We start from the raw sequence: 24,501 nt of genomic DNA, 5'->3' as shown, positions 1-24,501 counted from the left end.
GGCACCGCGGGGCAATGGCCCCGCGGTGCAAAGTCTGACGCCTTACTCGGCAGCGTCTGGGAGACGGGTCTGAGCCGGGTCGGCCTCCGAGTTGTCGAGCTGGACATTGAGGCCCAGCGAACGCATTTCCTTGACGAGAACGTTGAAGCTCTCCGGGATGCCCGCTTCGAACGTATCGTCACCGCGAACGATCGCCTCGTAGACCTTTGTACGACCTGCAACGTCGTCCGACTTGACGGTAAGCATCTCTTGCAGCGTGTACGCCGCCCCATATGCTTCAAGCGCCCACACTTCCATCTCACCGAAGCGCTGGCCACCGAACTGAGCCTTACCGCCAAGCGGCTGCTGGGTAACCAGCGAGTAAGGTCCAATCGAACGTGCGTGGATCTTGTCATCCACGAGGTGGTGCAACTTCAGCATGTAGATGTAGCCAACCGTCACCTGACGATCGAAAGGCTCACCGGTACGTCCATCGTAAAGCGTCGACTGTCCGCTGGTAGCCATACCAGCCTGGGTCAGCATCTCGTTGATGTCCGCCTCGTTCGCACCGTCGAATACCGGGGTGGCGATCGAAACACCGCGCTTCATCTGCTCCGCAAGTCGAACGATCGACTCGTCATCATAGTTCCGCACCGGCTCGTTGCGATCATTCTCAGGAATGATCTTTTCGATGGTGTCGCGAAGCTGACCAATCTCGCCGGCAGCCTCATAGGCCTCCAGCAGATCGCCGATCTTCTTGCCCATGCCGGCGCAAGCCCAACCGAGGTGCGTCTCCAGGATCTGGCCGACGTTCATTCGCGACGGAACACCTAGCGGGTTCAGAACGATGTCCGCATGCGTACCATCTTCGAGGAACGGCATATCCTCGACCGGAACGATGCGCGAGACGACGCCCTTGTTACCGTGACGGCCAGCCATCTTGTCGCCTGGCTGCATCTTGCGCTTCACGGCAACGAAGACCTTGACCATCTTCATGACGCCCGGAGGCATCTCGTCGCCACGCTGGACCTTCTCGACCTTGTCCATGAAGCGCTGCTCGAGCGCCTTCTTGGAGTCGTCATATTGTCCACGCAGGGCTTCAAGTTCGCTCTGCTGCTTCTCGTCCTCGATGGCGAACTGCCACCACTGCGAACGCGGGTAGTCGACCAGAGCTTCACGAGTAAGGACGGTGCCCTTCTTGAAACCCTTCGGCCCAGCAATAGCTTCCTTGCCCGTCAGCATGTCGGCAAGACGCGCGTAGACGTTGCGATCAAGGATCGCCTGCTCGTCATCACGGTCCTTGGCGAGACGCTCGATTTCCTCGCGCTCGATTGCCATGGCGCGCTCGTCCTTCTCCACGCCGTGGCGGTTGAAGACACGAACTTCCACAACGGTACCGTAAGCTCCGGGCGGCATGCGCATGGAGGTGTCACGGACGTCCGAAGCCTTTTCACCGAAGATCGCGCGCAGAAGCTTTTCTTCCGGCGTCATCGGGCTCTCGCCCTTCGGTGTAATCTTGCCAACGAGAATATCGCCCGGCTGAACTTCAGCACCGATGTAGCAGATACCGGCTTCGTCGAGGTTCTTCAGAGCTTCTTCCGAAACGTTCGGAATGTCGCGCGTGATTTCCTCAGGCCCAAGCTTCGTATCGCGAGCCATGACCTCGAATTCCTCGATGTGGATCGAGGTGAAGACGTCATCGGCAACGATACGCTCGGAAAGGAGGATGGAGTCCTCGTAGTTGTAGCCGTTCCACGGCATGAACGCGACGAGCACGTTCCGGCCGAGCGCGAGATCGCCCAGATCGGTCGACGGACCGTCTGCAATGATGTCGCCCTTATTCACCGGGTCGCCAACACGAACCAGCGGACGCTGGTTGATGCAGGTGGACTGGTTCGAACGCTGGAACTTCATCAGACGATAGATATCGACACCGGACTTGCCCGGATCAAGATCTTCTGTCGCACGAACAACGATACGCGTTGCGTCAACCTGATCGACAACACCGCCACGACGCGCTGCAATCGCAGCACCCGAGTCACGGGCGACGATCGGTTCCATGCCGGTTCCAACATAAGGAGCCTCGGCGCGCACCAGTGGCACGGCCTGACGCTGCATGTTGGAGCCCATCAGAGCGCGGTTCGCGTCGTCGTTTTCCAGGAACGGGATCAGCGCGGCAGCAACCGAGACCATCTGCTTCGGCGAGACGTCCATCAGGTCGACGTTCTCGCGCGGAGTCATCATGACTTCGCCACCGTGGCGGCAAATCACGAACTCTTCAACGAAACGACCGTTCTCATCCAGTTCGGCGTTGGCCTGCGCAACGTAGTGCTTGGCCTCTTCCATGGCTGAAAGGTAGACGACATCGTCAGTAATCTGACTGTCAACGACCTTGCGGTACGGGCTTTCAATGAAACCGTACTTGTTGACACGAGCAAACGTAGCCAGCGAGTTGATCAGACCGATGTTCGGGCCTTCCGGCGTTTCAATCGGGCAGATACGGCCGTAATGCGTCGGGTGAACGTCACGGACTTCAAAGCCGGCGCGCTCACGCGTTAGACCGCCAGGTCCAAGCGCCGAGAGACGACGCTTGTGCGTGATCTCTGACAGCGGGTTGGTCTGGTCCATGAACTGCGACAGCTGCGAGGAGCCGAAGAACTCACGAACAGCAGCGGCAGCCGGCTTCGCATTGATCAGATCCTGCGGCATGACCGTATCGATCTCGATCGAGGACATACGCTCCTTGATCGCGCGCTCCATACGAAGCAGCCCGACGCGGTACTGGTTCTCCATCAGTTCGCCAACCGAGCGAACACGACGGTTGCCAAGGTTGTCAATGTCGTCGATCTCGCCCTTGCCGTCACGCAGTTCGACAAGCGTCTTGACCACGGCAAGGATGTCTTCCTTGCGCAGTACACGAACAGTGTCTTCTGCATCCTGCTCGAGGCGCATGTTCATCTTGACACGGCCGACAGCCGAAAGATCGTAGCGCTCCGGATCGAAGAACAGCGAATTAAACATCGCTTCCGCGGTGTCGATGGTGGGCGGCTCGCCAGGACGCATCACGCGGTAGATGTCGAACAGCGCATCCTGACGGTTCTCGTTCTTGTCGATCGCGAGCGTATTACGGATGTATCCACCGACATTGACGTGGTCGATGTCGAGAACCTTGACCTCGTCATGGCCGAGCTTGATCAGCTCGATCAGGTTGCCCTTGCGCTCGCCGGTCTTGGCGTCAACGGTAACTTCAAGCTCGTCACCAGCCTCGAGATAAATCTCACCGGTCTCGTAGTTAACAATATCCTCAGCAAGGTAAGCCCCGATCAGATCCTCGTCGGTAGCCTTGATCGCCTTCAGCCCCTTTTCGGCAAGCTGCCTGGCCTGGCGGGCAGTGATCTTACGACCAGCCTCGACCACAACCTCGCCGGTATCAGCGTCAACGAGGTCGTTGACGGTCTTGAGACCGCGGAAGCGCTCTGCGTTGTACGGGAAGCGCCAGTGATCGCCCGCGCGCACATAGGTCAGCTTATTGTAGAAGGTCGACAGAATTTCTTCGCCGTCCATGCCAAGAGCCATCAGAAGGCTGGTTGCAGGGATCTTGCGGCGACGGTCGATGCGGGCGTGGACGACGTCCTTGGAATCGAACTCGATATCGAGCCAGGAACCACGGTACGGAATCACGCGCGCGGCAAACAGCAGCTTGCCGGACGAGTGGGTCTTGCCCTTGTCATGGTCGAAGAACACGCCCGGCGAACGGTGCATCTGGGAAACGATGACACGCTCGGTACCATTGATGATGAAGGTACCATTGTCCGTCATGAGCGGCATATCGCCCATATAGACATCCTGCTCCTTGATGTCCTTGATGGACTTGGCGCCGGTATCTTCGTCAATATCGAACACGATCAGGCGCAGCGTGACCTTCAAAGGAGCGGCAAAGGTCAGATCACGCTGGCGGCACTCATCGACGTCAAACTTCGGTGCTTCGAACTCGTACTTGACGAATTCGAGCATAGAGGCACCCGAAAAGTCGGAGATCGGGAAAACCGACTTGAAAACCGTTTGTAGCCCCTCATCGGGACGACCGCCTTGCGGCTCGTCTACCATGAGGAACTGGTCATAGGATGCCTTCTGAACCTCGATCAGGTTCGGCATCTCCGCAACCTCGGGTATTTTCCCGAAATACTTGCGTACACGCCTGCGACCATTGAACGTGTGGGTCTGGGCCATCGTCGCTCCTTGCTGCCTTACGGCTTAGTACTGGCTTACGCCGCCGCACCTGCCGACCGCGACCACCGCGCGATCTATTCTAAACGGGTAAAAACCCGTTTCCTGAAGGCCGTAATCCGGCCCACAGGAAAGAGGTTCTGTATCAACTTACGCGGGACTGGCCAGAGAAGCACCCCGGCCAGACCCGCGACTGAATTACTTCAGTTCGACCTTAGCGCCTGCTGCTTCCAGCACGCCCTTGATCTTCTCCGCTTCGTCCTTGGAAACAGCTTCCTTGACAGCCTTAGGTGCGCCTTCGACCAGGTCCTTGGCTTCCTTGAGGCCCAGGCCGGTGATGCCACGGACTTCCTTGATGACGTTGATCTTCTGAGCGCCAGCGTCTGTGAGGATGACGTCGAACTCGGTCTTCTCCTCAGCAGCCTCAGCCGGAGCACCGCCGCCAGCAACAGCTGCAACAGCAACCGGAGCAGCAGCTGAAACGCCCCACTTCTCTTCCAGCATCTTCGACAGCTCAGCAGCCTCGAGGACGGTCAGAGCCGACAGGTCTTCAACGATCTTGGCGAGATCAGCCATTTTAATATTCCTTTAGAAAGTTCGAACAGGTGTTGTTTATCTAAGTAGAAACAGCCTTACGCTGCCTCGTCCTTCCGGGCATAAGCGCCGAAAACGCGGGCAAGATTTCCTGCCGGTGCGTTGACGACTGCTGCGATCCGGGTTGCCGGCGTCTGAATCATGCCGACAAGCCTTGCTCTGAGCTCGTCCAGCGACGGCATGGTGGCGAGAGCCTTCACACCATCTGCGTTGAGCACGGAAGCACCCATTGCACCACCGAGAATGACAAGCTTGTCATTCGCCTTGGCGAAATCGGCTGCGACCTTAGGAGCAGCAACTGGATCGTCCGCGTAGGCGATCAGAGTCTGTCCTTTGAACAGATCCTTCATGCCTTCGGAATCGGTACCCTGAAGAGCGATAACGGCGAGGCGGTTTTTCGCGACTTTGACGGTACCGCCCGCTGCGCGCATCTTTGACCGAAGATCGGTCATTTCTGCAACGGTCAGACCGGCATAGTGGGCCACGACTACCGAACCCGTGCTCTTGAACACGTCGCTCAGGGCCGTGACGAATTCGCGCTTTTCCGCTCTATCCACTGCCTATCTCCAGTTGATGATCTCTCTTTCGAAAGATGCATCGGTTGCCTTTTGCCGCTAGAGACGTCTTCCTGAGAACACGCCCGAGCGACGCTCGAGGGTTCCTGTCCCCTTTCTCCTGCCGGCAAGCCGGCGTTCGGACAAAAGGCCAACACGGTTCGAACTTCATGCGAGGCATAACCCCGAAATCTGTTCTTACCCGTCTCATGCAGACCCGTATGGATTAAGGACTGGCGACCAGACCGCCTGCAATCTCGGACAGGATCGGCATCGGTTTCCCGACACCGCACCGGTCCCCGCGAACGGGAACCGGAATTCGTCAGATAGCCTTAAGCTACCGTGATGCTTGCCAGGTCGAGCTTGAGGCCCGGACCCATGGTCGACGTAAGTGCAACGCGCTTGACGTAGTTGCCCTTGGCACCCGTCGGCTTTGCCTTGATGACCGCATCAGCAAAAGCGCGGATGTTTTCTTCCAGCGCCTTGGCGTCGAACGACACCTTGCCTACGCCACCGTGCACGATACCGGCCTTCTCGACGCGGAACTCAACAGCACCGCCCTTAGAAGCCTTCACTGCACCAGCGACATCAACAGTAACGGTACCGACCTTCGGATTTGGCATCATGCCACGCGGGCCAAGCACCTTACCAAGACGACCGACCAGCGGCATCATATCCGGGGTGGCAATGCAGCGATCGAAGTTGATTTCGCCCTTCTGGACGATCTCGACCAATTCCTCTGCACCGACGATGTCAGCACCAGCGGCCTTAGCCTCTTCTGCCTTATCGCCACGTGCGAACACGGCAACGCGAACGGTACGACCGGTGCCATTCGGCAGGTTGACAACGCCACGAACCATCTGGTCAGCATGACGCGGATCAACACCGAGGTTCATCGCAACTTCGATGGTCTCATCAAACTTCGCCGTCGCACGATCCTTCAGAAGCTGGATAGCTTCGGAAAGGTCGTACAGCTTGTCGAAATCGAGGCCGTCGCGCGACTTGGCGACACGCTTTGCAATTTTCTTAGCCATCGTCTCAGCCCACCACTTCCAGGCCCATGGAACGAGCGGAGCCTTCCACCATACGAATGGCGGCGTCCACGTCGGTCGCGTTCAGGTCTTTCAACTTCGCTTCGGCGATCTCACGAACCTTATCACGTGCGATCGAACCGACCGAAACCTTACCCGGCTCCTTGGAACCCGACTTCAGGTTGGCGTGCTTCTTCAAGAAGTACGTCACCGGCGGCGTCTTCATGACGAAGGTGAAGGACTTGTCCTGGTAGTACGTAATGACAACCGGGGTCGGCTGACCCTTTTCAGCATCCTGGGTCGCCGCGTTGAACGCCTTGCAGAACTCCATGATGTTGATGCCACGCTGACCAAGCGCAGGACCGATCGGGGGCGACGGCGTCGCCGAACCCGCGGGAACCTGAAGCTTGAGCTGGCCTGCAATCTTCTTAGCCATTTCTCATCTGCCCTTGTCTGATGCCGACCCAACCAAGACCGGCGGTTGCAGTTGGTGGTCCGGAACATAGCGACCGGCTAAAGCCACCTGACCTCCCACCATCTCTGGGGTGACTTTAAGCACCCCGCCTCCCCTCGAGAGAGGAGGATTACAATCAGGCCTTTTCGACCTGACCGAATTCTAGATCCACTGGAACAGCGCGCCCGAAGATCGAAACTTCAACCTTGAGACGCGAACGCTCTTCGTCGACTTCCTGAACGAAACCACTGAAGGAAGCGAACGGGCCATCGGATACGCGAACCGTTTCACCAATCTCGAACGAGATGGACGGCTTCGGACGATCCACACCCTCCTGAACCTGATGCAGGATCTGCAGCGCTTCCTTCTCCGGGATCGGCACCGGCTTCGCCGTGCGCGGATCCTCACCAAGGAAACCGGTCACACGCGGCGTATTCTTCACCAGGCTGATAACCTGATCGGTCAGCGTCGCCTTCATCAGCACGTAACCGGGGAAAAACTTCCGCTCTGCATCGACCTTCTTGCCGCGACGAATCTCGACAACCTTTTCGGTCGGAACAACAAGCTGCTCAATCAGCTCGGAGATACCCTTCTGACGAGCCTTGTTCTCAATATCTTCAGCGACCTTCTTTTCGAAGTTCGAATAAGCGTGAACGATGTACCACCGCGCGGTCATAATCAAAAATCCCCGTATTCGACGGCGCTAGCGCCCGAGGCCCAGGATCAACTCAATGGCAAACGCCATCAACTGGTCGGACGCGAAAAAGAACAGCGCAGCAATACAGGCGAAGACCATCACCATCAGCGTCGAGATCATGGTCTCACGCCGGGTCGGCCACGTCACCTTTGCAGTCTCGGTACGAACCTGCTGAAGGAAGACGAAGGGATTGGTGGTCTTTGACGCCATCTGTCGCTCTTTTTTATATTAGCCCCGACAATCCGGAGCTGGAACCCTCCACACAACCCGCCGCCGTACCGCGGAGACTGCGCTCGCATCACCGAATCGATGCCTGAGTAACTGACTTCTAGACATGCAATTCGGGCGCGTAAAGCCTCTTAACAGCCCTACGCGCCTTGCGTTGATAACCATATAGAACTGAATGAATTGCAGCGCAAGCCCCCTAGGTAAATCACTCCGCGAATTCCGGAGGCTTTTCCAAACACAAAATGAAGGACGAACTTGCGCGATGCGATTTATGAAGCTGGCAGGGGCAGCAGGGCTCGAACCCGCGACCTGCGGTTTTGGAGACCGCCGCTCTACCAACTGAGCTATACCCCTGCACCGTTGGTGAGTGCCTTCTATGTCGTCTTTCGTTGGTATGCAAGCCCCTAAATGGGCGTTACGCATAGTTTTTCCGCCGTTTTGAGCGCGACCTGAAAACGAAGAAAATTCAGGGAAAAATCCGCAGCTCTATCCGTTACTCGCACCCGAACCACTGCCCAAAAACCAGAAGAAGCACCCCAACGCAAAACGGGCGACCAATGGCCGCCCGTTTCGATTCTTCTGCCAGATGGCGAAGATTTATTCCTTGATCGACGCGACGATGCCGGCGCCGACCGTACGACCACCTTCGCGGATAGCGAAGCGCAGCTTCTCTTCCATCGCGATCGGAACGATCAGCTCGACGTCAACCGTGATGTTGTCGCCCGGCATCACCATTTCGGTGCCTTCCGGCAGGATCACAATGCCCGTCACGTCGGTCGTGCGGAAGTAGAACTGCGGACGGTAGTTGGTGAAGAACGGGGTGTGACGGCCGCCCTCTTCCTTGGTCAGGATGTAGGCTTCTGCAACAAACTTGGTGTGCGGCTTGACCGAACCCGGCTTGCACAGAACCTGACCGCGCTCGACGTCCTCACCGCCAACGCCGCGAACCAGAGCGCCGATGTTGTCGCCAGCCTGGCCCTGATCGAGCAGCTTGCGGAACATTTCAACGCCGGTGACGGTCGTCTTGCCGGTCGGACGAATGCCGACGATCTCGACTTCCTCACCAACCTTGACGATGCCGCGCTCAACACGACCGGTCACAACCGTACCACGGCCCGAGATCGAGAACACGTCTTCGATCGGCATCAGGAACGGAAGGTCAACCGGACGCTCAGGGGTCGGGATGTATTCGTCAACCGCAGCCATCAGCTTGCGGATCGCGTCTTCACCGATCTCCTTGTTGGAGTCTTCCAGAGCGGCAAGTGCCGAACCCGGAACAATCGGAACATCGTCACCCGGGAACTCGTAGGTCGACAGAAGCTCACGAACTTCCAGCTCAACCAGCTCGAGCAGCTCCGGATCGTCGACCTGGTCGACCTTGTTCAGGAACACGACGATCGCCGGAACACCAACCTGACGAGCGAGCAGGATGTGCTCACGGGTCTGCGGCATCGGGCCGTCAGCTGCCGACACGACCAGGATCGCACCGTCCATCTGCGCAGCACCGGTGATCATGTTCTTGACGTAGTCCGCGTGACCCGGGCAGTCGACGTGGGCGTAGTGACGGTTCTCCGTCTCGTACTCAACGTGCGAGGTCGAGATGGTGATGCCGCGTGCCTTCTCTTCCGGTGCAGCGTCGATTTGGTCGTACGCCTTAAAATCACCGAAGTACTTCGTGATCGCAGCCGTCGTCGACGTCTTGCCATGGTCAACGTGACCAATCGTACCGATGTTCACATGCGGCTTCGTGCGCTCAAATTTACCTTTGGCCATTTCAACTTCCCTTTGACGCCGTGTGGGTGCGTATGGATGTAGTTTGCGGGCGCTTACCCAGTACCGCTGAAAAACACAAGCCTTTTGTGGTTTTTTGGAGTTTTGGCGCCGACGTCTGTGCAATCACAGCTTTGCCAATTGAGCCGCGCACAAGATTAAGATAGAGAGCCGCTGTGAATCCAGTCGCAGGCTAAGGCCGCCATGGCCTTGTAGCAACAGGAGCGCGGCGTCAAAACCGCGCCGGAAACCAGAGATCGCCATGACCCGTCGCCGCCGCATCTATGAAGGCAAGGCCAAAATCCTCTATGAGGGGCCGGAGCCTGGAACCCTGATTCAGTTTTTCAAGGACGACGCAACCGCGTTTAACAAGAAAAAGCATGAGGTCGTTGACGGCAAGGGTGTCCTGAACAACCGAATCTCAGAGCACATCTTCAATCACCTGAACCGGATCGGGATCCCGACCCACTTCATCAAGCGGCTCAACATGCGTGAGCAGCTGATCAAGGAAGTCGAGATCATCCCGCTGGAAGTCGTTGTCCGCAACGTTGCTGCTGGCTCGCTCGCAAAGCGCCTCGGCATCGAGGAAGGCACGGTTCTGCCGCGTTCGATCATCGAGTTTTATTACAAGGCAGATGCGCTCGACGATCCGATGGTCTCCGAGGAGCACATCACCGCGTTCGGATGGGCCGCGCCTCAGGAAATCGATGACATCATGGCGCTCGCCATAAGGGTCAACGACTTCCTCACCGGCCTTTTCCTTGGCGTCGGCATCCAGCTCGTTGATTTCAAGATCGAATGCGGCCGCCTGTTCGAAGGCGACATGATGCGCATCGTTCTTGCTGACGAAATTTCGCCGGATTCGTGCCGCCTGTGGGACACCACCACCCAGGACAAGCTCGACAAGGATCGCTTCCGTCGTGACATGGGCGGCCTGGTCGAAGCCTACCAGGAAGTTGCCCGCCGTCTCGGCATAATGAATGAGAACGAGCCGCCACGCTCCGGCCCGGTACTCGTCTCCTCCAAGCCCGACAAGGGCAGCATTCACTAAGCTTGAAGGACACGCCACGTGATCAAGGCGCGCGTTACCGTAACGCTCAAGAACGGAGTTCTCGACCCCCAAGGGAAGGCCATCGAAGGCGCGCTGGGCGCGCTGGGTTTTGATGGCGTTTCCGGGGTTCGCCAAGGCAAGGTGTTCGACCTTGAACTGGAAGGCACTGACAAGGCCAAGGCTGAAGCTGAGGTCAAGGCCATGTGCGAGCAATTGCTCGCGAACACCGTGATCGAGAATTACTCGGTCACCATCTCCTGACCCGGAGGCCCGACTGACATGAAGTCTGCCGTTGTCCTGCTGCCTGGCTTGAACCGCGACCGCGACATGATCGCGGCGCTGACCAAGATAGGCGGCCGCGCACCTCTCACGGTGTGGCAAACCGACACCGAAATTCCGGACGTTGACCTGATCGTCATCCCCGGTGGCTTTTCTTATGGCGATTATTTGCGCTGCGGTGCCATTGCGGCGCGCATGCCGGTAATGAAGGCCGTGGCGGAGAAAGCCGCCAAGGGCGTCCTTGTCATGGGCGTCTGCAACGGCTTTCAGATCCTGCTTGAGGCGGGATTGCTTCCGGGCGCACTCATGCGCAACACGTCGCTGAAATTTGTGTGCCGCGAAGTTAAGCTGGAAGTCGCGAACGCGAATACTGCCTTCACGCGAGCCTATCAGCCCGGACAGATCCTCCGCTGCCCGGTCGCGCATCATGACGGCAATTATTTTGCTGACGCAGAAACGCTCGCCCGCCTCGAAGGTGAAGGTCAGGTTGCGTTCCGGTATGCCGAAGGCACCAACCCTAACGGTTCGATCAACAACATCGCCGGGATTGTCAGCGAGAAGGGTAACGTTCTCGGGATGATGCCTCATCCGGAAAACCTCATCGAAGCTGCCCATGGCGGTACGGACGGGCGCGGCCTGTTTGAGAGCGCTCTGGGTATTGCTGCATGAGAATCCTTGCAAGTGCAGCCATCATTGCCGCACTTGCAGCCCTTGCCGCTTGCCAATCCAAGCCATCGGCGCCAGCACAGCAGGGCGGTAAGAGTTCCGCCTTGCGAAACATGGAAGTAGTGGCCAAGGCTGCTCACCGTTGCTGGTTCGCCAGCGGCGATGCCGCGTTCCGTAGCTACAGCTTCGCAAATGAATTGAACTCGTTCACGGGGCGTCCACGCTTCCTGCTGGTACCACGCGGCAATTTTGGCGGCCGTCCGTTGCTGGTGGTGCAGGCAGAAGGAAACGCTGGGCAAGTGAGCGCTTTTGGTCCGATGCTGGATGGACCGACGGGTTCCCGGGTAGCTGGCGATGTTGATCGCTGGCGGCGCGGAGACCAATCTTGCGGCTAATGCCTGGCAGGAGCCTGGCGCAGTTTTCTGCATCCATTAGGAAAAGTCCTTGTCGATTTTCGCTTTCGGAAGTCAGTTCTCGCGGTACACGGTACTGCTTCTTGCAGTATTGAACCTCTTTGGCTTCTCTGCCGTAGCACTGGTCGGCTGGGTCGATGCGTCGGTCGAGAACGGCCCCATCGAAGATGTGCAGCTATTCGCACTGTTGGTTTCGTTGCTTGCGGGTGTCGTCTCTGCCTATCTGGCGAAAGGGCCTCTGCGTTCCGTTATGACAACCTGGGCAGCGCTGATGCTGTTGATGCTGCAGCGGGAGTTCGATTTTAGTGCTTATGGAACTGATAGCTGGATCTATCAGATGCGAAGCGACACCGTACGGCTCGCCTTCTGGATGCCCGTTCTGCTGGTCCTGATCGCGCTTCTGGCGAGGCACACGGCCCCCCTGCTTCGCGCTGCGCGGTCCGTTCGGTTGATCCACCTATGGCCCGTCGTTGCTGTGGCAGCCATCATGCTCGGCTCCAATCTTTGTGAGAACCTTGCCACGGATGGCTCCGAATGGACCAACATTTTCGTGTTCCTTGAAGAACAGCTTGAATTGAACGCTTACGGTGTGATCGCCTGCATGGGAGTGGCTTTCGCATCGCGTCTCCTCGCCCCGGTACCGTCAGCGGTAGCGGATGCACGTAACCGCCTCGATCCGGCAGCGTGAGCTGCTAAGATTATCAAGACTGGCGATGCCAGTTCGACGACGTTGGAAGAACCATGATCCGCAACGACTTTCCCATCACGCCTGAACTGGTCGCTTCGCACGGCCTCAAGCCGGATGAGTATCAGCGCATTCTCGACTTGATCGGTCGCGAACCGACTTTCACCGAACTGGGTATCTTCTCGGCGATGTGGAATGAGCACTGCTCATACAAGTCGTCCAAGAAATGGCTCCGGACGCTCCCGACATCCGGGCCGCAGGTCATTCAAGGTCCGGGTGAGAACGCGGGCGTGGTTGATATTGGCGATGGCCAGACAGTGGTCTTCAAGATGGAGAGCCACAACCACCCGTCCTACATTGAGCCCTATCAGGGCGCGGCAACGGGCGTCGGTGGCATCCTTCGCGACGTGTTCACAATGGGCGCTCGGCCGGTCGCGGCGATGAACGCACTGCGCTTTGGTGCGCCGGATCATCCGAAGACCAGGCATCTTGTCTCTGGCGTCGTCTCCGGTGTCGGCGGCTATGGCAATTCCTTCGGCGTCCCGACCGTTGGCGGCGAGGTTCAGTTCGACGAACGCTACAACGGGAATATTCTGGTCAACGCGTTCGCCGCGGGCCTGGCGGACGCCGACAAGATTTTCTATTCAAAGGCGGAAGGCGTAGGCCTCCCTGTCGTCTATCTCGGCGCCAAGACTGGCCGGGACGGTGTCGGTGGCGCGACCATGGCGTCGGCGGAATTCGACGAATCGATCGAAGAAAAGCGTCCCACCGTCCAGGTTGGTGACCCATTCACTGAAAAATGCCTTCTGGAAGCCTGCCTGGAACTGATGGCCTCCGGTGCCGTGATTGCAATTCAGGACATGGGCGCCGCCGGCCTGACATGTTCGGCAGTTGAAATGGGCGCCAAGGGTGACCTCGGTATCCGCCTCGACCTGGACACCGTTCCCGTTCGTGAAGAGAGCATGACGGCATACGAGATGATGCTCTCGGAGAGCCAGGAACGCATGCTGATGGTCCTGCGTCCGGAAAAGGAAGCAGAAGCCGAAGCCATTTTCCGCAAGTGGGGTCTTGATTTCGCAATTGTCGGCGTCACCACCGATGACCTTCGCTTCCGCGTCTTCCACCAGGGCGTCGAGGTCGCGAATCTCCCGATCAAGGAACTAGGCGACGAAGCACCGGAATACGACCGCCCGTGGGTCGAGCCTGTCGCACCGGCGGCACTCGCATCGGATACCATCCCTGCGGGCGACATTGTCGATTCGCTGTTGAAGCTCCTTGATTCTCCGAACCTGTCCTCACGCCGTTGGGTCTGGGAGCAGTATGACACCCTCATCCAGGGCAACTCGCTGCAACGTCCCGGTGCCGATGCGGGCGTCATCCGCGTCGAAGGCCATGAAAAGAAGGCCCTCGCCTTCTCGTCGGATGTTAATCCATTCTACTGCGAGGCCGACCCATACGAAGGCGGCAAGCAGGCGGTTGCAGAGTGCTGGCGCAACCTGACGGCCAGTGGCGCGCTACCGCTGGCAGCAACCGACAACCTCAACTTCGGCAACCCCGAGCGGCCAGAGATCATGGGGCAGTTGGTATTTGCGATTAAGGGCATCGGCGAAGCGTGCCGCGCCCTCGACTTCCCGATCGTCTCGGGCAACGTGTCGCTTTACAACGAAACCCTTGGCAAGGGCATCATGCCTACGCCGACGATCGGCGGTGTCGGCCTGATCGCGGACTGGGCGCGCATGGGCCGGGTCGCGTTTGCTGCGGAGAACGAGGAAATCCTCCTCATCGGCGCACCTGCCGAATTCGGGACACATCTGGGACAATCCGCGTATCTGCGTGAGATTCACGGCCGCAAGGAAGGCCTCGCGCCACATGTCGATCTTGCAGCGGAACGTCGCACCGGCGATTTCGTGCGCGAACTGATCAGCAAGGGCATCGCTACCTCGGCTCATGACCTGTCAGATGGTGGCCTTGCAGTCGCAATTGCCGAAATGGCGATGGCTTCGGGCATTGGTGCAACGATTGACGAACCAAAGTCCGATTCGGCCGTCGCATCTTTCTTTGGTGAAGATCAGGGTCGTTACCTTGTCACCGTTGCCAAGGGCGCTGCGGAAGGCCTGGCGGCTGAAGGCGTCAGCATTCAGCATATCGGAGTGACCGGGGGCTCATCCTTGAAGCTCGGCAGTGTGCATGCCATACCGGTCGCTGAACTTAAGGCCGCCCATGAAGGCTGGTTCCCCAGGTTCATGTGCAACTGAAGAGGGCAATGAAGATGGCAATGGACGCAAAAGAAATCGAACGGCTCATCAAGGAAGGCATTCCAGATGCCGTCGTCACGATTCGCGACCTTGCCGGCGATGGCGATCACTACGCAGCCGAAGTGATCGCAGAAAGCTTTCGCGGTAAGACGCGCGTGCAGCAGCACCAGATGGTCTATGATGCCCTGAAGGGCAATATGGGGGGAGCGCTTCATGCGCTCGCCCTTCAGACCAGCGTACCTCAATAGAGACCACACATTTGACGCGTATGTCGGCTTCTGCTGCCTGAAAATTCATGTGAGTTTGAATTTATGGATCTGAAATCGACGCACGCGTCGGCTCTCGGCGACGCAGTGAAGAAACGCGTCGCCGTTCTCTTCTGTGGCTTTGAGCCACTTGATTCCGAAGCGCAACGAATCCGTTTCCAACGCGCGAGTGCTCAGACGGCGACGCAATGGAACTGTAAAATCGAGACGGGCGCTCTCTCGGGCTCGCTCGCGCATCCGTATTTTGATGTCGTTGCGTCGGGGCCAAACTGGCGCACCGAGACCCGCTTCTATCTACTGGAACATAGCTCGGTTATTGCGGCTCTACGTGAACCATCACTGCCATCCCAGATCGCACGCGGTTTCGGTGCGTTTCTGGGTGTCATCGCCGAAGGTGGCCTCACCCGCTACTTCCGCTGGGCTTGGCGCTTCGGCCTGTTTTTCCTTTTTCCGTTCCTGCTGATGCTGCTTGCGCTGACCGCGACTGCCGGAATCGGCTTCGCGCCTCTATATGCCGAATTATCGCCCCTGCATCTGCTCTGGTCGCTCCCAGCGGCCTATGCGTTTTTCCGATACGTGTTTTTGCCCAGAGCAGAACGGCTGCACACGATGCTGTTGTTCTCGAACTGGCGGCTTGCCCTGGCGATGGCTCGGCAGAACGACGAGAGAGCGAACCGTCGCCTTAAGGATTTCGAGTCAGGCCTTCTCGAAGCCCTCTCGCAGCCTGCGGACGAGTACCTGCTGGCCTCGCACAGCATGGGCAGCAACTGGGCCGTCCATACCCTCGGCACCGTGCTCGAGCAGAAGCCCGATGTTCTTTCAGGCAAGAAAGTCACATTCGCCACATTTGGCGGTGCCTTGCTTCAGTGTGCTCTTCTGCGCTCCGCCAAAAACCTCAGAAGTCGGGCAGAGCTGATCCTGAAACACCCGAATGTATCGTCGCTTGAGGTACAGTGCCTAACGGATCCGGTTCATTTCTACAAAGCGCCGGTTGCAAGGGCGCTTGGGTTGCCGGACGTTGAACAACCGCCGATGGTTCAGATGCGTGTCAAACGGCTGCTGACGCCCGACCACTATCGGCGAATCAAATACGATATACTTCGGATTCATCGGCAATACGTGATGGGCACCGACATACGCGCGCCATACGATTTCGGTCTGATGGTGGCAGGCCCCTTCCCTGCGGCAGACTTCGCGAAGTTCGACTACGAAGCCATGCCCCCGATTGGTCCGGAAGGGCAATTGCACGAGCGCTGAGCTGCCTCCCCGCATCGTCACGAGATTGCACCTTCGCCCGTGCTACAATACATAGGGTTCAGACCATTCCACGTCGGGCCTTGAACCCGACCAGTAAAGGACACGCCAGATGAGCGAGATCAAAGATTTCATTGCCAACGAAGTCAAGACGAACGATGTCGTGCTTTTCATGAAAGGCACCCCCGGCTTCCCGCAGTGCGGGTTCTCCGGCCAGGTTGTTCAAATCCTTGATTATCTGGGTGTCGACTACAAAGGGATCAACGTCCTCAGCTCTGACGAAATCCGCCAGGGAATTAAGGACTACTCCAACTGGCCGACCATCCCTCAGCTATATGTGAAGGGAGAGTTCGTGGGCGGCTGCGACATCGTCCGTGAAATGTTCCAGGCGAACGAATTGCAGGACTTCATGTCCGAAAGGGGCATCAGCCTGCGCGGCGCTGCCTGATACCGCAGCTACCGCGTCATTAGTAAAAGTTTGGAATGCGTCGGCCCCGCCGGCGCATTTCTCGTCTTGATAGGGAAATTCCGGATGCAACTCAAAACCGGAGAACAGATCTCGCCATCGCGCAACCTGTCGAAAGCGGAGTTTATAGCGCTTGCCGCGGCCTTGATGTCGGTAAACGCACTCGCAATCGACATCATGCTGCCCGCCCTTCAGCAGATGGGCGCCAGCCTTGGCGTCGAGAACGAGAATCATCGCCAATATGTGATCTCGGCATATTTCGCCGGCATGGCTCTCGCACTCCTGCCCTACGGGCCACTTTCCGACCGTTATGGACGTCGCGGGCCGCTTATGATTGGCTTGATCATATATGTCGTGGCGGCGCTGGGCGCGGCATTCATGTCGACCTTCGAAGGCGTGCTGGCCATGCGCTTTCTGCAAGGCGTTGGCGCAGCGTCGACCCGCGTCATCGCAGTGTCGATGGTACGCGACCGTTTCGGTGGTCGCCTGATGGCGGAAACCATGTCGCTTATCTTCATGGTGTTCATGGTCATTCCCGTCATCGCACCCACACTCGGTCAGATCATGCTGCTGATCGCTGGCTGGGAATTTATCTTCGTGAGTATGGCCGCCATCGGCACCGCGATTATAGCCTGGGCCGCTCTTCGAATGCCCGAGACTCTGGCGCAGGAGGATCGGCGTCCGTTTACCATTGGCTCGATCGGCAGCGCTTTTGCAATCGTCCTGACCAATCGCTTCTCCCTGATGTACACGCTCGCATCGACGTTTGTGTTCGGTGCGCTATTCGCGTTCATCAACTCCGCCCAGCAGGTCTTCGTGGGCATTTACGAGTTGGGCGTCTGGTTCCCGGTCATTTTCGCAGTTATCGCCGGCTTCATGGCGCTGTCGTCCTACCTGAACTCACGATTCGTCGTTCAGTTCGGCATGCGCCGACTGTCCCATGGGGCGTTGACGGGATTCTTGGTTGTCTCAGCGATCTGGTTGGGCTGGTCGATGATGGGCGAGGTACCGCTCGTGCCTTTCCTCATCCTCTTTGCACTGGCGATGTTCCAGTTCGGCTGGATTGGCTCGAACTTCAACTCGATCGCCATGGAGCCGCTGGGCCATATTGCGGGCTCGGCTTCATCCGTGCAGGGGTTCATCCAGACGCTTGGTGGCGGGATCATCGGTGCTGCTATCGGACAGGCGTTTGACGGGACGACGACCCCACTGGCCGCAGGCTTCTTTGGCCTGGCAGTGATCGCTCTGGTGCTTGCAGCCATTGCCGAAAGGGGCAAGCTCTACGCAGCAAGCCCTCAGCGCAAGGAAGGTGTCAAGAACTGACACCTATCGACGCGAAGTCGAACAGATTGCGGTCGAGCAGATGGCTCGGCCGCACGCAGCCAAGCGCACGGATCATCGTATCCTTACGCCCCGGCATTTTCCGCTCGATCTCCTCCAGCATCACCTTCATCGCGTTACGTTGCAGTCCGTCCTGGCTCCCGCACAGATTGCAGGGGATGATAGGGAATGCCATTGCCTCGGCAAAGCGCGCCATGTCGGCTTCCGCGCAGTAAGCCAGCGGCCGCAATACCGTCAGATCCCCGTCATCGTTCATCAGCTTGGGCGGCATCGCCGCGAGCTTTCCGCCATGGAAGAAATTGAGGAAAAAGGTTTCCAGAATATCCTCTCGGTGATGCCCCTGCACCAAGGCAGAGCACCCCTCCTCTCGTGCGACGCGGTATAGGTGGCCGCGCCGTAGCCGGGAACAAAGTGAGCAGTATGTCTTGTTTTCCGGAATCTTGTCCGTGACGATCGAGTATGTATCCTGATACTCGATACGGTATTCGACCCCGAGCCGCTGAAGATACTCCGGCAGGACGTGCTTCGGAAAATTCGGCTGTCCCTGATCAAGATTGCAAGCGACGAGCTCAACCGGAAGAAGGCCGCGCCATTTCAGATCAAGCAGGATCGCCAACAGACCGTAGGAATCCTTGCCTCCAGATAGCGCAATAAGCCAACGTTGGCCTGGAACGACCATCGAAAAGTCATGCATTGCCTGCCGGGTGTTTCGGATAAGTCGCTTGCGCAGCTTGTTAAACTCACCCGACGATGGCGCATCCCCAAACATGGGATGGATAGCGGAGGCATCTTCCTCCCCCAAGGGCAGACCAGTGACGGCGTTCATCTAGGGTCCTTTTTCTATGCCCCGAATATTGACCAACCGGTGCGCTGTGCCATGATTTCAAGCGCCTGGGAACCCAAAAGCGAGTTTCCGTTCACATTGAGGCCAGGTGACCAAACGGCAATGGATGCCTTCCCTGGTGCAACGGCCAGTATCCCGCCGCCGACGCCGCTCTTGCCCGGCAGGCCGACACGGTAAGCGAACTCGCCGGAACCATCATAGTGACCACAGGTCAGCATCAACGCGTTGATACGGCGTGCCCTGTCCCGCGAAACGACATTTCGTCCGGTCTCGGGGTTCCGGCCGCTCGCCGCCAGAAACAGGCCGGCCTTCGAAAGCTGGCGGCAACTCATGGCCAGCGCGCATTGATGGAAATAAACTCCAAGCACCTGCTCGGCTGGATGTTCGATTACACCGAAAGAGCGCATGAACTGCGCCAGCGCAAAATTTCGAAAACCTGTTTCCTGCTCAGATCGCGCGACGGCGTGGTCGATGTAGATCGAATCGTCATTCGCCAAGAAGCGCACGAACTGAACTATTTCGCCGATCGCTTCGCGCGGCTTATGTCCCCCGAGCAAAATGTCGTCGACAACGATCGCTCCGGCGTTGATGAACGGGTTCCGCGGGCGACCATTCTCATGTTCTAGCTGGACGATCGAATTGAAGGCAGAGCCCGATGGTTCCCGCCCAACGCGATTCCACAAGCGGTCGCCGACCATGCCGAGCGCGAGGGTTAGCGCGAACACCTTGGAGACACTCTGAATAGAGAACGGCAAGTCGGCGTCGCCTGCGACGAATTCCTGCCCGTCGACCGTGGTGATCGCTATTCCGAAATGATGAGGATCAACCTTTGCAAGCTGCGGAATATAGTCCGCAACCTTGCCCCGCTGTTCACGCGTTTGAATCTCCTCCGCGATCGCGTCAACAAGTGCCTGCAGGTCAGTCATGTCTCCCCCCGACCAGTGACAAAAAAGCCGCCCGAAGGCGGCTTTTTCAAATCCTGTAGCGTCGAACGCTCGCTCCAGATTAGCGCGAGTAGAATTCGATGACCAGGTTCGGTTCCATCTGAACCGGGTACGGAACTTCTGCCAGGCCCGGAGCGCGAAGGTACTTCGCGGTCATCTTGTTGTGGTCGACTTCGATGTAGTCCGGAACATCACGCTCAGCGAGCTGAACAGCCTCGAGAACGATAACGAGCTGCTTGGACTTCTCACGGACCTCGATGACGTCGCCCGGCTTGCAGCGGTAAGAACCAATGTTCACACGCTGGCCGTTCACGTTGACGTGGCCGTGGTTCACGAACTGACGAGCGGCGAAGATCGTCGGGACGAACTTTGCGCGGTAGACGATCGCGTCAAGGCGCGACTCGAGCAGACCGATCAGGTTCTCCGGGGTGTCGCCACGACGGCGTGCAGCTTCGTCGTAAGTCTTACGGAACTGCTTCTCGGAGATATCGCCGTAATAGCCCTTCAGCTTCTGCTTGGCGCGCAGCTGCAGACCGAAGTCCGACATCTTGCCCTTGCGGCGCTGGCCGTGCTGGCCGGGGCCGTATTCGCGCTTGTTCACCGGGGACTTCGGACGACCCCAGATGTTCTCGCCCATACGGCGGTCAATTTTGTACTTGGCCGATTCGCGCTTGCTCATCGCATTCCCTTTCAAATGTTTGTACCCGAAAGCCGAGGCTCTCGGGTGAAGGAAACGCGCCCTCCTCTGGCCCCACTGCGGAGACCTGACAGGACAACCCACGCACGCATTGCGAAGATGTCCACGGGACACGTAACTACTACATCACACCTTCCGGTGCGAAGCTGGGGGTGAACTATGGGATTCCATAGCCAATGTCAACGGAGACCGCCTGCTTCTCCGGGTAAAGCCCAAAACCCTGCATGAGGCGTCGTGCGGCATTGTCTGGGGCGCCGGAAGTGAACACTGCGATATCGGCACCCACCGAATTTGCAAACATGTCCCGACGCCGCCGCGGGCGCAACAAGGACAGTGCCCGTCTGGCGATTGATTCTGCGGGGTCGAGCCAGTCCACGGGCCAAGGCGCCGTCTTCCGCATACGGTTGGCGAGGAACGGATAATGCGTACAGGCAAGGACGACAATGTCGGTTCGGCGCCCATCCATCTCGACAAAGCAGGGGGAGATTTCGGCCTTCACCGCCTCTTCATCAACGAAGCCGTCGCGCATGTAGGCCTCTGCTAGTGCAGCAAGGTTTTCACTTCCCACCAGTCGCACATGGACCTTCGAGGCCCATTCATCGATGAGATCCCTGGTATATTGCCTGCGTACTGTTCCAGGCGTTGCAAGCACTGACACCAGACCCGAGTGCGTCCGCTCTGCAGCCGGCTTGATCGCAGGCACTGTCCCAACGAAGGGTGTGTCCGGATAGGCGGCCCGCAAAGCGGCGAGAACGAGCGTGGACGCTGTATTGCAGGCGATGACTGCTATTTCGGGATCGTATTTTTCAAGCAATTCTCGGAAGAGAGTCACGATGTGCGAGCTCAGAGCTTCCTCGGCCCATGCGCCATAGGGAAAGCCTGCATCATCCGCGACATAAACGAATCGGCGGTCAGGCATCAGCACCCGCGCCTCTCGCAAAACCGTGAGGCCACCAACACCAGAATCGAAGACCAGCACCGGCCGATCAGTCATCGGCCTTACTCTCTTGGCCATGTGCTTTCGCATCAGCCTTCGCCTTACGTTCCGGATAGGAACCACCACGAGGTTCTTTCGGTGAATAATAGTCGAGGGAAGCGATGATGCCCCTGAGGACCTTAATTTCCGCCTCGCTGAATCCGGGGCGGGTAAGGACTGCCCTCAGATTGTCTACCATCTTCGGTTTCTTGGCCGTCGGTCGAAAATAGCCTCTCACATCCAAGGCATCTTCAAGGTGCTCGATCATTCCCTGCAAGGCAACCTTCGGCGCAGTAACAATCTCCGGCGCCCTGAAAGCAGGCTCGAGTTCGTTTTCCATCCCGGCTTTCATCCACTCGTAAGACATCAGCAAGACCGCCTGGGCGATGTTGAGCGAGGCGAATGCCGGATTGACGGGGAAGGTAACGATTTCATCTGCAAGGCCCACCTCTTCATTATAGAGGCCGAACCTTTCTCTTCCGAACATGATGCCCGTCCGCTGGCCTGACTGGAAGCGTCCGCGCAGGATTCTCCCCGCCTCCACCGGGCCTCGAACGGGCTTAAAGCCATCCCGTTCGCGAGCGGTTGTCGCGATAACATAGTTCAAGTCGGCTAGAGCTTCGGGCAATGTGTCGAAGACGCGCACACCGTCGATCACGTGATCGGCCTTGGAAGCCGCCGATCGCGCCTTCTCGTTCGGCCAGCCATCTCGCGGATTGACAATGCGCAGCTCGGCCAGACCGAAATTTGCCATCGCCCGGGCCACCATGCCGATATTCTCCCCGAGTTGGGGCTCGACCAGAATAACCGCCGGTCCTTCCTGGATCAAAACTTTCTCGCGGTCAGTGCCTGCCACGTCAAATCTTCCTGCTGTTTTGCGTCCCTGTCCCTGCCACAGCCAGCAGGCAATTTGAAGACATTCTGCTCGATCCCGCCGCTTGCCGTTACGCGAACAGGGCACGATGCACAAAGAAGCGGAATTACACGCCCTTGAAGCCTTTGCCTGGCCCGACGGCGATGCTATAGGGGCCGCAAATCCATTCATTCGACGGGGCCATTGGGGCTCCCTCCCCTGAAAGTGAGGCAATGCTCATGGCAAAGATCAAGGTGGTAAATCCGGTTGTCGAACTCGACGGAGACGAGATGACCCGGATCATCTGGCAGCTCATCAAGGACAAGCTGATCCATCCTTACCTTGACCTTGACCTGCATTACTTCGATCTCGGCATCGAAGCACGTGACGCCACGGACGACCAGATCACCATCGACGCCGCAAAGGCGATTCAGAAGCATGGCGTTGGCGTCAAGTGCGCGACCATCACACCGGACGAAGCCCGTGTTGAGGAATTCGGCCTCAAGAAGATGTGGAAGTCGCCAAACGGCACGATCCGCAACATCCTCGGCGGCACGATCTTCCGTGAACCGATCATCATGAAGAACGTCCCACGTCTTGTTCCGGGCTGGACCCAGCCGATCGTCGTCGGCCGCCACGCGTTTGGTGACCAGTATCGCGCGACCGACTTCCGCTTCCCGGGCAAGGGCAAGCTGACCATGAAGTTCGTTGGTGAAGACGGCCAGGTCATCGAGCATGAAGTGTTCGACGCGCCTGCAGCTGGCATCGCGATGGGGATGTACAACCTGGACGAATCGATCCGCGACTTCGCCCGCGCCTCGCTCAACTACGGCCTGCTTCGCAAGTGGCCGGTCTACCTGTCGACCAAGAACACGATCCTCAAGGCTTACGATGGCCGCTTCAAGGATATCTTCCAGGAGATCTACGAGCAGGAGTTCGCAGCGCAGTTCAAGGAGCTCGGCATCTGGTATGAGCACCGCCTGATTGACGATATGGTCGCTGCTTCGCTGAAGTGGTCGGGCGGCTATGTTTGGGCGTGCAAGAACTATGACGGCGACGTCCAGTCCGACACCGTCGCGCAGGGCTTTGGTTCGCTCGGCCTGATGACTTCGGTTCTGATGACGCCGGACGGCAAGACCGTTGAGGCTGAAGCTGCACACGGCACCGTGACCCGTCACTACCGTCAGCATCAAAAGGGTGAGGAAACCTCGACCAACTCGATCGCTTCGATCTTCGCCTGGACTCGCGGCCTCGCACACCGTGCAAAGTTGGACGACAACGAGGAACTGAAGAAGTTCGCCGACACGCTTGAGAAGGTCTGCATTCAGACCGTCGAGTCGGGCTACATGACAAAGGACCTCGCACTGCTCATCGGTGCCGATCAGCCGTGGCTTTCGACGACAGGCTTCCTCGACAAGGTCGACGAGAACCTCCAGAAGGCAATGGCCTAAGGGAACAAAGAGGGGCGAGCGGGAAACTGCTCGCCCCTCTTCTTTGGTGGTACTCTGCAGATCACCGCGCGTGAACTTTTCGAAACGTCGCGCATTTCCTGCTCAGATGAAGCATGAGTATTCCCTATGAGACTCAAAACTATCCTTGCAGCCGTCGCTGCCCTCGGCGTGACGGCGCTCAATGCCTTCGCCCAAAATTCGCTCGTCGAAGTAGACGACAACGTCCAGGTGACCGCGTTCAGCGCTAAGGTGGACGAGATCGATGATCTTGACGTCTATAACGCCGCAGGCACCAAAATTGGTGAAGTCGAGGATATGGTGGGAACCGACAAAAGCACGCCGACAGCCCTGATCATCGATTTCGAGGGCACGGAAGGCTACGCCGACCAGGATGTTGTTGTGCCCATCGACCAGGTTGTTTGGGAGAATGACCGGCTGATTTTGAGCGCAGACACGGATACCGTAAATGCGATGGAAGTCTGGAAAGACTAAATCGCACCGACAAAAAAGGCCGCTCGAGCGGCCT

The 24,501-nt window shown here is 58.1% G+C and carries 25 protein-coding genes and 1 tRNA gene; 12 read left to right on the top strand and 14 right to left on the bottom strand.

Annotated features, from left to right (window positions below):
- Positions 1–42: 42 nt before the first annotated feature.
- The 9 genes from rpoB to tuf all read right to left on the bottom strand — a co-directional run bounded on the left by rpoB (position 43) and on the right by tuf (position 9,537).
- Positions 43–4,209 (bottom strand): DNA-directed RNA polymerase subunit beta, encoded by a 4,167-nt coding sequence (gene rpoB, locus IOD40_RS01340; RefSeq protein ID WP_198473511.1) that lies wholly within the window; start codon positions 4,207–4,209, stop codon positions 43–45.
- Positions 4,210–4,404: 195 nt separating this feature from the next.
- The gene (gene rplL, locus IOD40_RS01335; protein WP_198473509.1) at positions 4,405–4,782 is read right to left on the bottom strand and encodes a 50S ribosomal protein L7/L12; all 378 of its coding nucleotides are present in this window, start codon (positions 4,780–4,782) and stop codon (positions 4,405–4,407) included.
- 56 nt (positions 4,783–4,838) lie between these two features.
- On the bottom strand, positions 4,839–5,357 hold the full coding sequence (gene rplJ / locus IOD40_RS01330; RefSeq protein WP_198473507.1) for a 50S ribosomal protein L10: 519 nt from the start codon (positions 5,355–5,357) through the stop codon (positions 4,839–4,841).
- Positions 5,358–5,686: 329 nt separating this feature from the next.
- Positions 5,687–6,388, bottom strand: a complete 702-nt coding sequence (gene rplA, locus IOD40_RS01325) for a 50S ribosomal protein L1 (protein WP_198473505.1) — start codon at positions 6,386–6,388, stop codon at positions 5,687–5,689.
- A gap of 4 nt (positions 6,389–6,392) precedes the next feature.
- Positions 6,393–6,821 (bottom strand): 50S ribosomal protein L11, encoded by a 429-nt coding sequence (gene rplK / locus IOD40_RS01320; protein WP_198473503.1) that lies wholly within the window; start codon positions 6,819–6,821, stop codon positions 6,393–6,395.
- 154 nt (positions 6,822–6,975) lie between these two features.
- Positions 6,976–7,515, bottom strand: coding sequence for a transcription termination/antitermination protein NusG (gene nusG / locus IOD40_RS01315; protein ID WP_198473501.1), 540 nt, complete (start codon positions 7,513–7,515; stop codon positions 6,976–6,978).
- Positions 7,516–7,542: 27 nt separating this feature from the next.
- Complete coding sequence (gene secE, locus IOD40_RS01310; protein ID WP_198473499.1) at positions 7,543–7,746, bottom strand: preprotein translocase subunit SecE; 204 nt, start codon at positions 7,744–7,746, stop codon at positions 7,543–7,545.
- Positions 7,747–8,042: 296 nt separating this feature from the next.
- Positions 8,043–8,118, bottom strand: a tRNA-Trp gene (locus IOD40_RS01305).
- 243 nt (positions 8,119–8,361) lie between these two features.
- Entirely contained in the window at positions 8,362–9,537 is a 1,176-nt protein-coding gene (gene tuf / locus IOD40_RS01300) for an elongation factor Tu (protein WP_198473497.1), read from the bottom strand.
- Between the two features lie 259 nt (positions 9,538–9,796).
- Between tuf and purC the strand changes: the two genes are divergently transcribed.
- The 10 genes from purC (at position 9,797) to IOD40_RS01250 (ending at position 18,192) form a co-directional block, all read left to right on the top strand.
- Positions 9,797–10,585, top strand: coding sequence for a phosphoribosylaminoimidazolesuccinocarboxamide synthase (purC, locus tag IOD40_RS01295; protein ID WP_198473495.1), 789 nt, complete (start codon positions 9,797–9,799; stop codon positions 10,583–10,585).
- 18 nt (positions 10,586–10,603) lie between these two features.
- A complete protein-coding gene (purS, locus tag IOD40_RS01290) occupies positions 10,604–10,846 on the top strand; it encodes a phosphoribosylformylglycinamidine synthase subunit PurS (RefSeq protein WP_198473493.1) in 243 nt (80 codons plus the stop codon).
- 18 nt (positions 10,847–10,864) lie between these two features.
- On the top strand, positions 10,865–11,533 hold the full coding sequence (gene purQ / locus IOD40_RS01285) for a phosphoribosylformylglycinamidine synthase subunit PurQ (protein ID WP_198473491.1): 669 nt from the start codon (positions 10,865–10,867) through the stop codon (positions 11,531–11,533).
- Positions 11,530–11,925: a hypothetical protein gene (locus IOD40_RS01280; protein WP_198473489.1), complete on the top strand. Its 396-nt coding sequence runs from the start codon at positions 11,530–11,532 to the stop codon at positions 11,923–11,925. The genes purQ and IOD40_RS01280 overlap by 4 nt, the downstream gene beginning before the upstream one ends.
- Positions 11,926–11,974: 49 nt before the next feature.
- Complete coding sequence (locus IOD40_RS01275) at positions 11,975–12,631, top strand: hypothetical protein (RefSeq protein WP_198473487.1); 657 nt, start codon at positions 11,975–11,977, stop codon at positions 12,629–12,631.
- Between the two features lie 53 nt (positions 12,632–12,684).
- On the top strand, positions 12,685–14,883 hold the full coding sequence (purL, locus tag IOD40_RS01270; RefSeq protein WP_198473485.1) for a phosphoribosylformylglycinamidine synthase subunit PurL: 2,199 nt from the start codon (positions 12,685–12,687) through the stop codon (positions 14,881–14,883).
- Positions 14,884–14,897: 14 nt separating this feature from the next.
- On the top strand, positions 14,898–15,131 hold the full coding sequence (locus IOD40_RS01265; protein ID WP_198473484.1) for a BolA/IbaG family iron-sulfur metabolism protein: 234 nt from the start codon (positions 14,898–14,900) through the stop codon (positions 15,129–15,131).
- A gap of 105 nt (positions 15,132–15,236) precedes the next feature.
- Entirely contained in the window at positions 15,237–16,406 is a 1,170-nt protein-coding gene (locus IOD40_RS01260) for a hypothetical protein (RefSeq protein WP_210336760.1), read from the top strand.
- A gap of 109 nt (positions 16,407–16,515) precedes the next feature.
- Positions 16,516–16,851, top strand: coding sequence for a Grx4 family monothiol glutaredoxin (gene grxD / locus IOD40_RS01255; RefSeq protein WP_198473480.1), 336 nt, complete (start codon positions 16,516–16,518; stop codon positions 16,849–16,851).
- 84 nt (positions 16,852–16,935) lie between these two features.
- Positions 16,936–18,192, top strand: coding sequence for a multidrug effflux MFS transporter (locus IOD40_RS01250; RefSeq protein WP_198473478.1), 1,257 nt, complete (start codon positions 16,936–16,938; stop codon positions 18,190–18,192).
- Here IOD40_RS01250 and ttcA read toward each other — a convergent pair.
- The 5 genes from ttcA to IOD40_RS01225 form a co-directional block, all read right to left on the bottom strand.
- Positions 18,182–19,036, bottom strand: coding sequence for a tRNA 2-thiocytidine(32) synthetase TtcA (ttcA, locus tag IOD40_RS01245; RefSeq protein WP_198473476.1), 855 nt, complete (start codon positions 19,034–19,036; stop codon positions 18,182–18,184). The genes IOD40_RS01250 and ttcA overlap by 11 nt on opposite strands.
- A 14-nt stretch (positions 19,037–19,050) precedes the next feature.
- Positions 19,051–19,980: a glutaminase gene (locus tag IOD40_RS01240; RefSeq protein ID WP_198473474.1), complete on the bottom strand. Its 930-nt coding sequence runs from the start codon at positions 19,978–19,980 to the stop codon at positions 19,051–19,053.
- Positions 19,981–20,059: 79 nt separating this feature from the next.
- The gene (gene rpsD, locus IOD40_RS01235; protein ID WP_198473472.1) at positions 20,060–20,677 is read right to left on the bottom strand and encodes a 30S ribosomal protein S4; all 618 of its coding nucleotides are present in this window, start codon (positions 20,675–20,677) and stop codon (positions 20,060–20,062) included.
- A 175-nt stretch (positions 20,678–20,852) separates the two neighbouring features.
- Positions 20,853–21,689, bottom strand: coding sequence for a glutamate racemase (murI, locus tag IOD40_RS01230; RefSeq protein WP_198473462.1), 837 nt, complete (start codon positions 21,687–21,689; stop codon positions 20,853–20,855).
- The gene (locus IOD40_RS01225; RefSeq protein ID WP_325099640.1) at positions 21,682–22,527 is read right to left on the bottom strand and encodes an RNA methyltransferase; all 846 of its coding nucleotides are present in this window, start codon (positions 22,525–22,527) and stop codon (positions 21,682–21,684) included. Before IOD40_RS01225 ends, murI begins: the two co-directional genes overlap by 8 nt.
- Before the next feature lie 236 nt (positions 22,528–22,763).
- Between IOD40_RS01225 and IOD40_RS01220 the strand changes: the two genes are divergently transcribed.
- On the top strand, positions 22,764–23,975 hold the full coding sequence (locus IOD40_RS01220) for an NADP-dependent isocitrate dehydrogenase (RefSeq protein ID WP_198473458.1): 1,212 nt from the start codon (positions 22,764–22,766) through the stop codon (positions 23,973–23,975).
- 126 nt (positions 23,976–24,101) lie between these two features.
- Positions 24,102–24,467 carry a PRC-barrel domain-containing protein gene (locus IOD40_RS01215; RefSeq protein ID WP_198473456.1) on the top strand — a complete coding sequence of 122 codons (366 nt, stop codon included), beginning with the start codon at positions 24,102–24,104 and terminating at the stop codon, positions 24,465–24,467.
- Positions 24,468–24,501: the final 34 nt, after the last annotated feature.

Origin of the sequence: Aquamicrobium zhengzhouense (assembly GCF_016124105.1) — a bacterium.
Lineage (GTDB): Bacteria > Pseudomonadota > Alphaproteobacteria > Rhizobiales > Rhizobiaceae > Aerobium > Aerobium zhengzhouense.
This window is presented reverse-complemented; position numbering and strand designations above follow the sequence as displayed.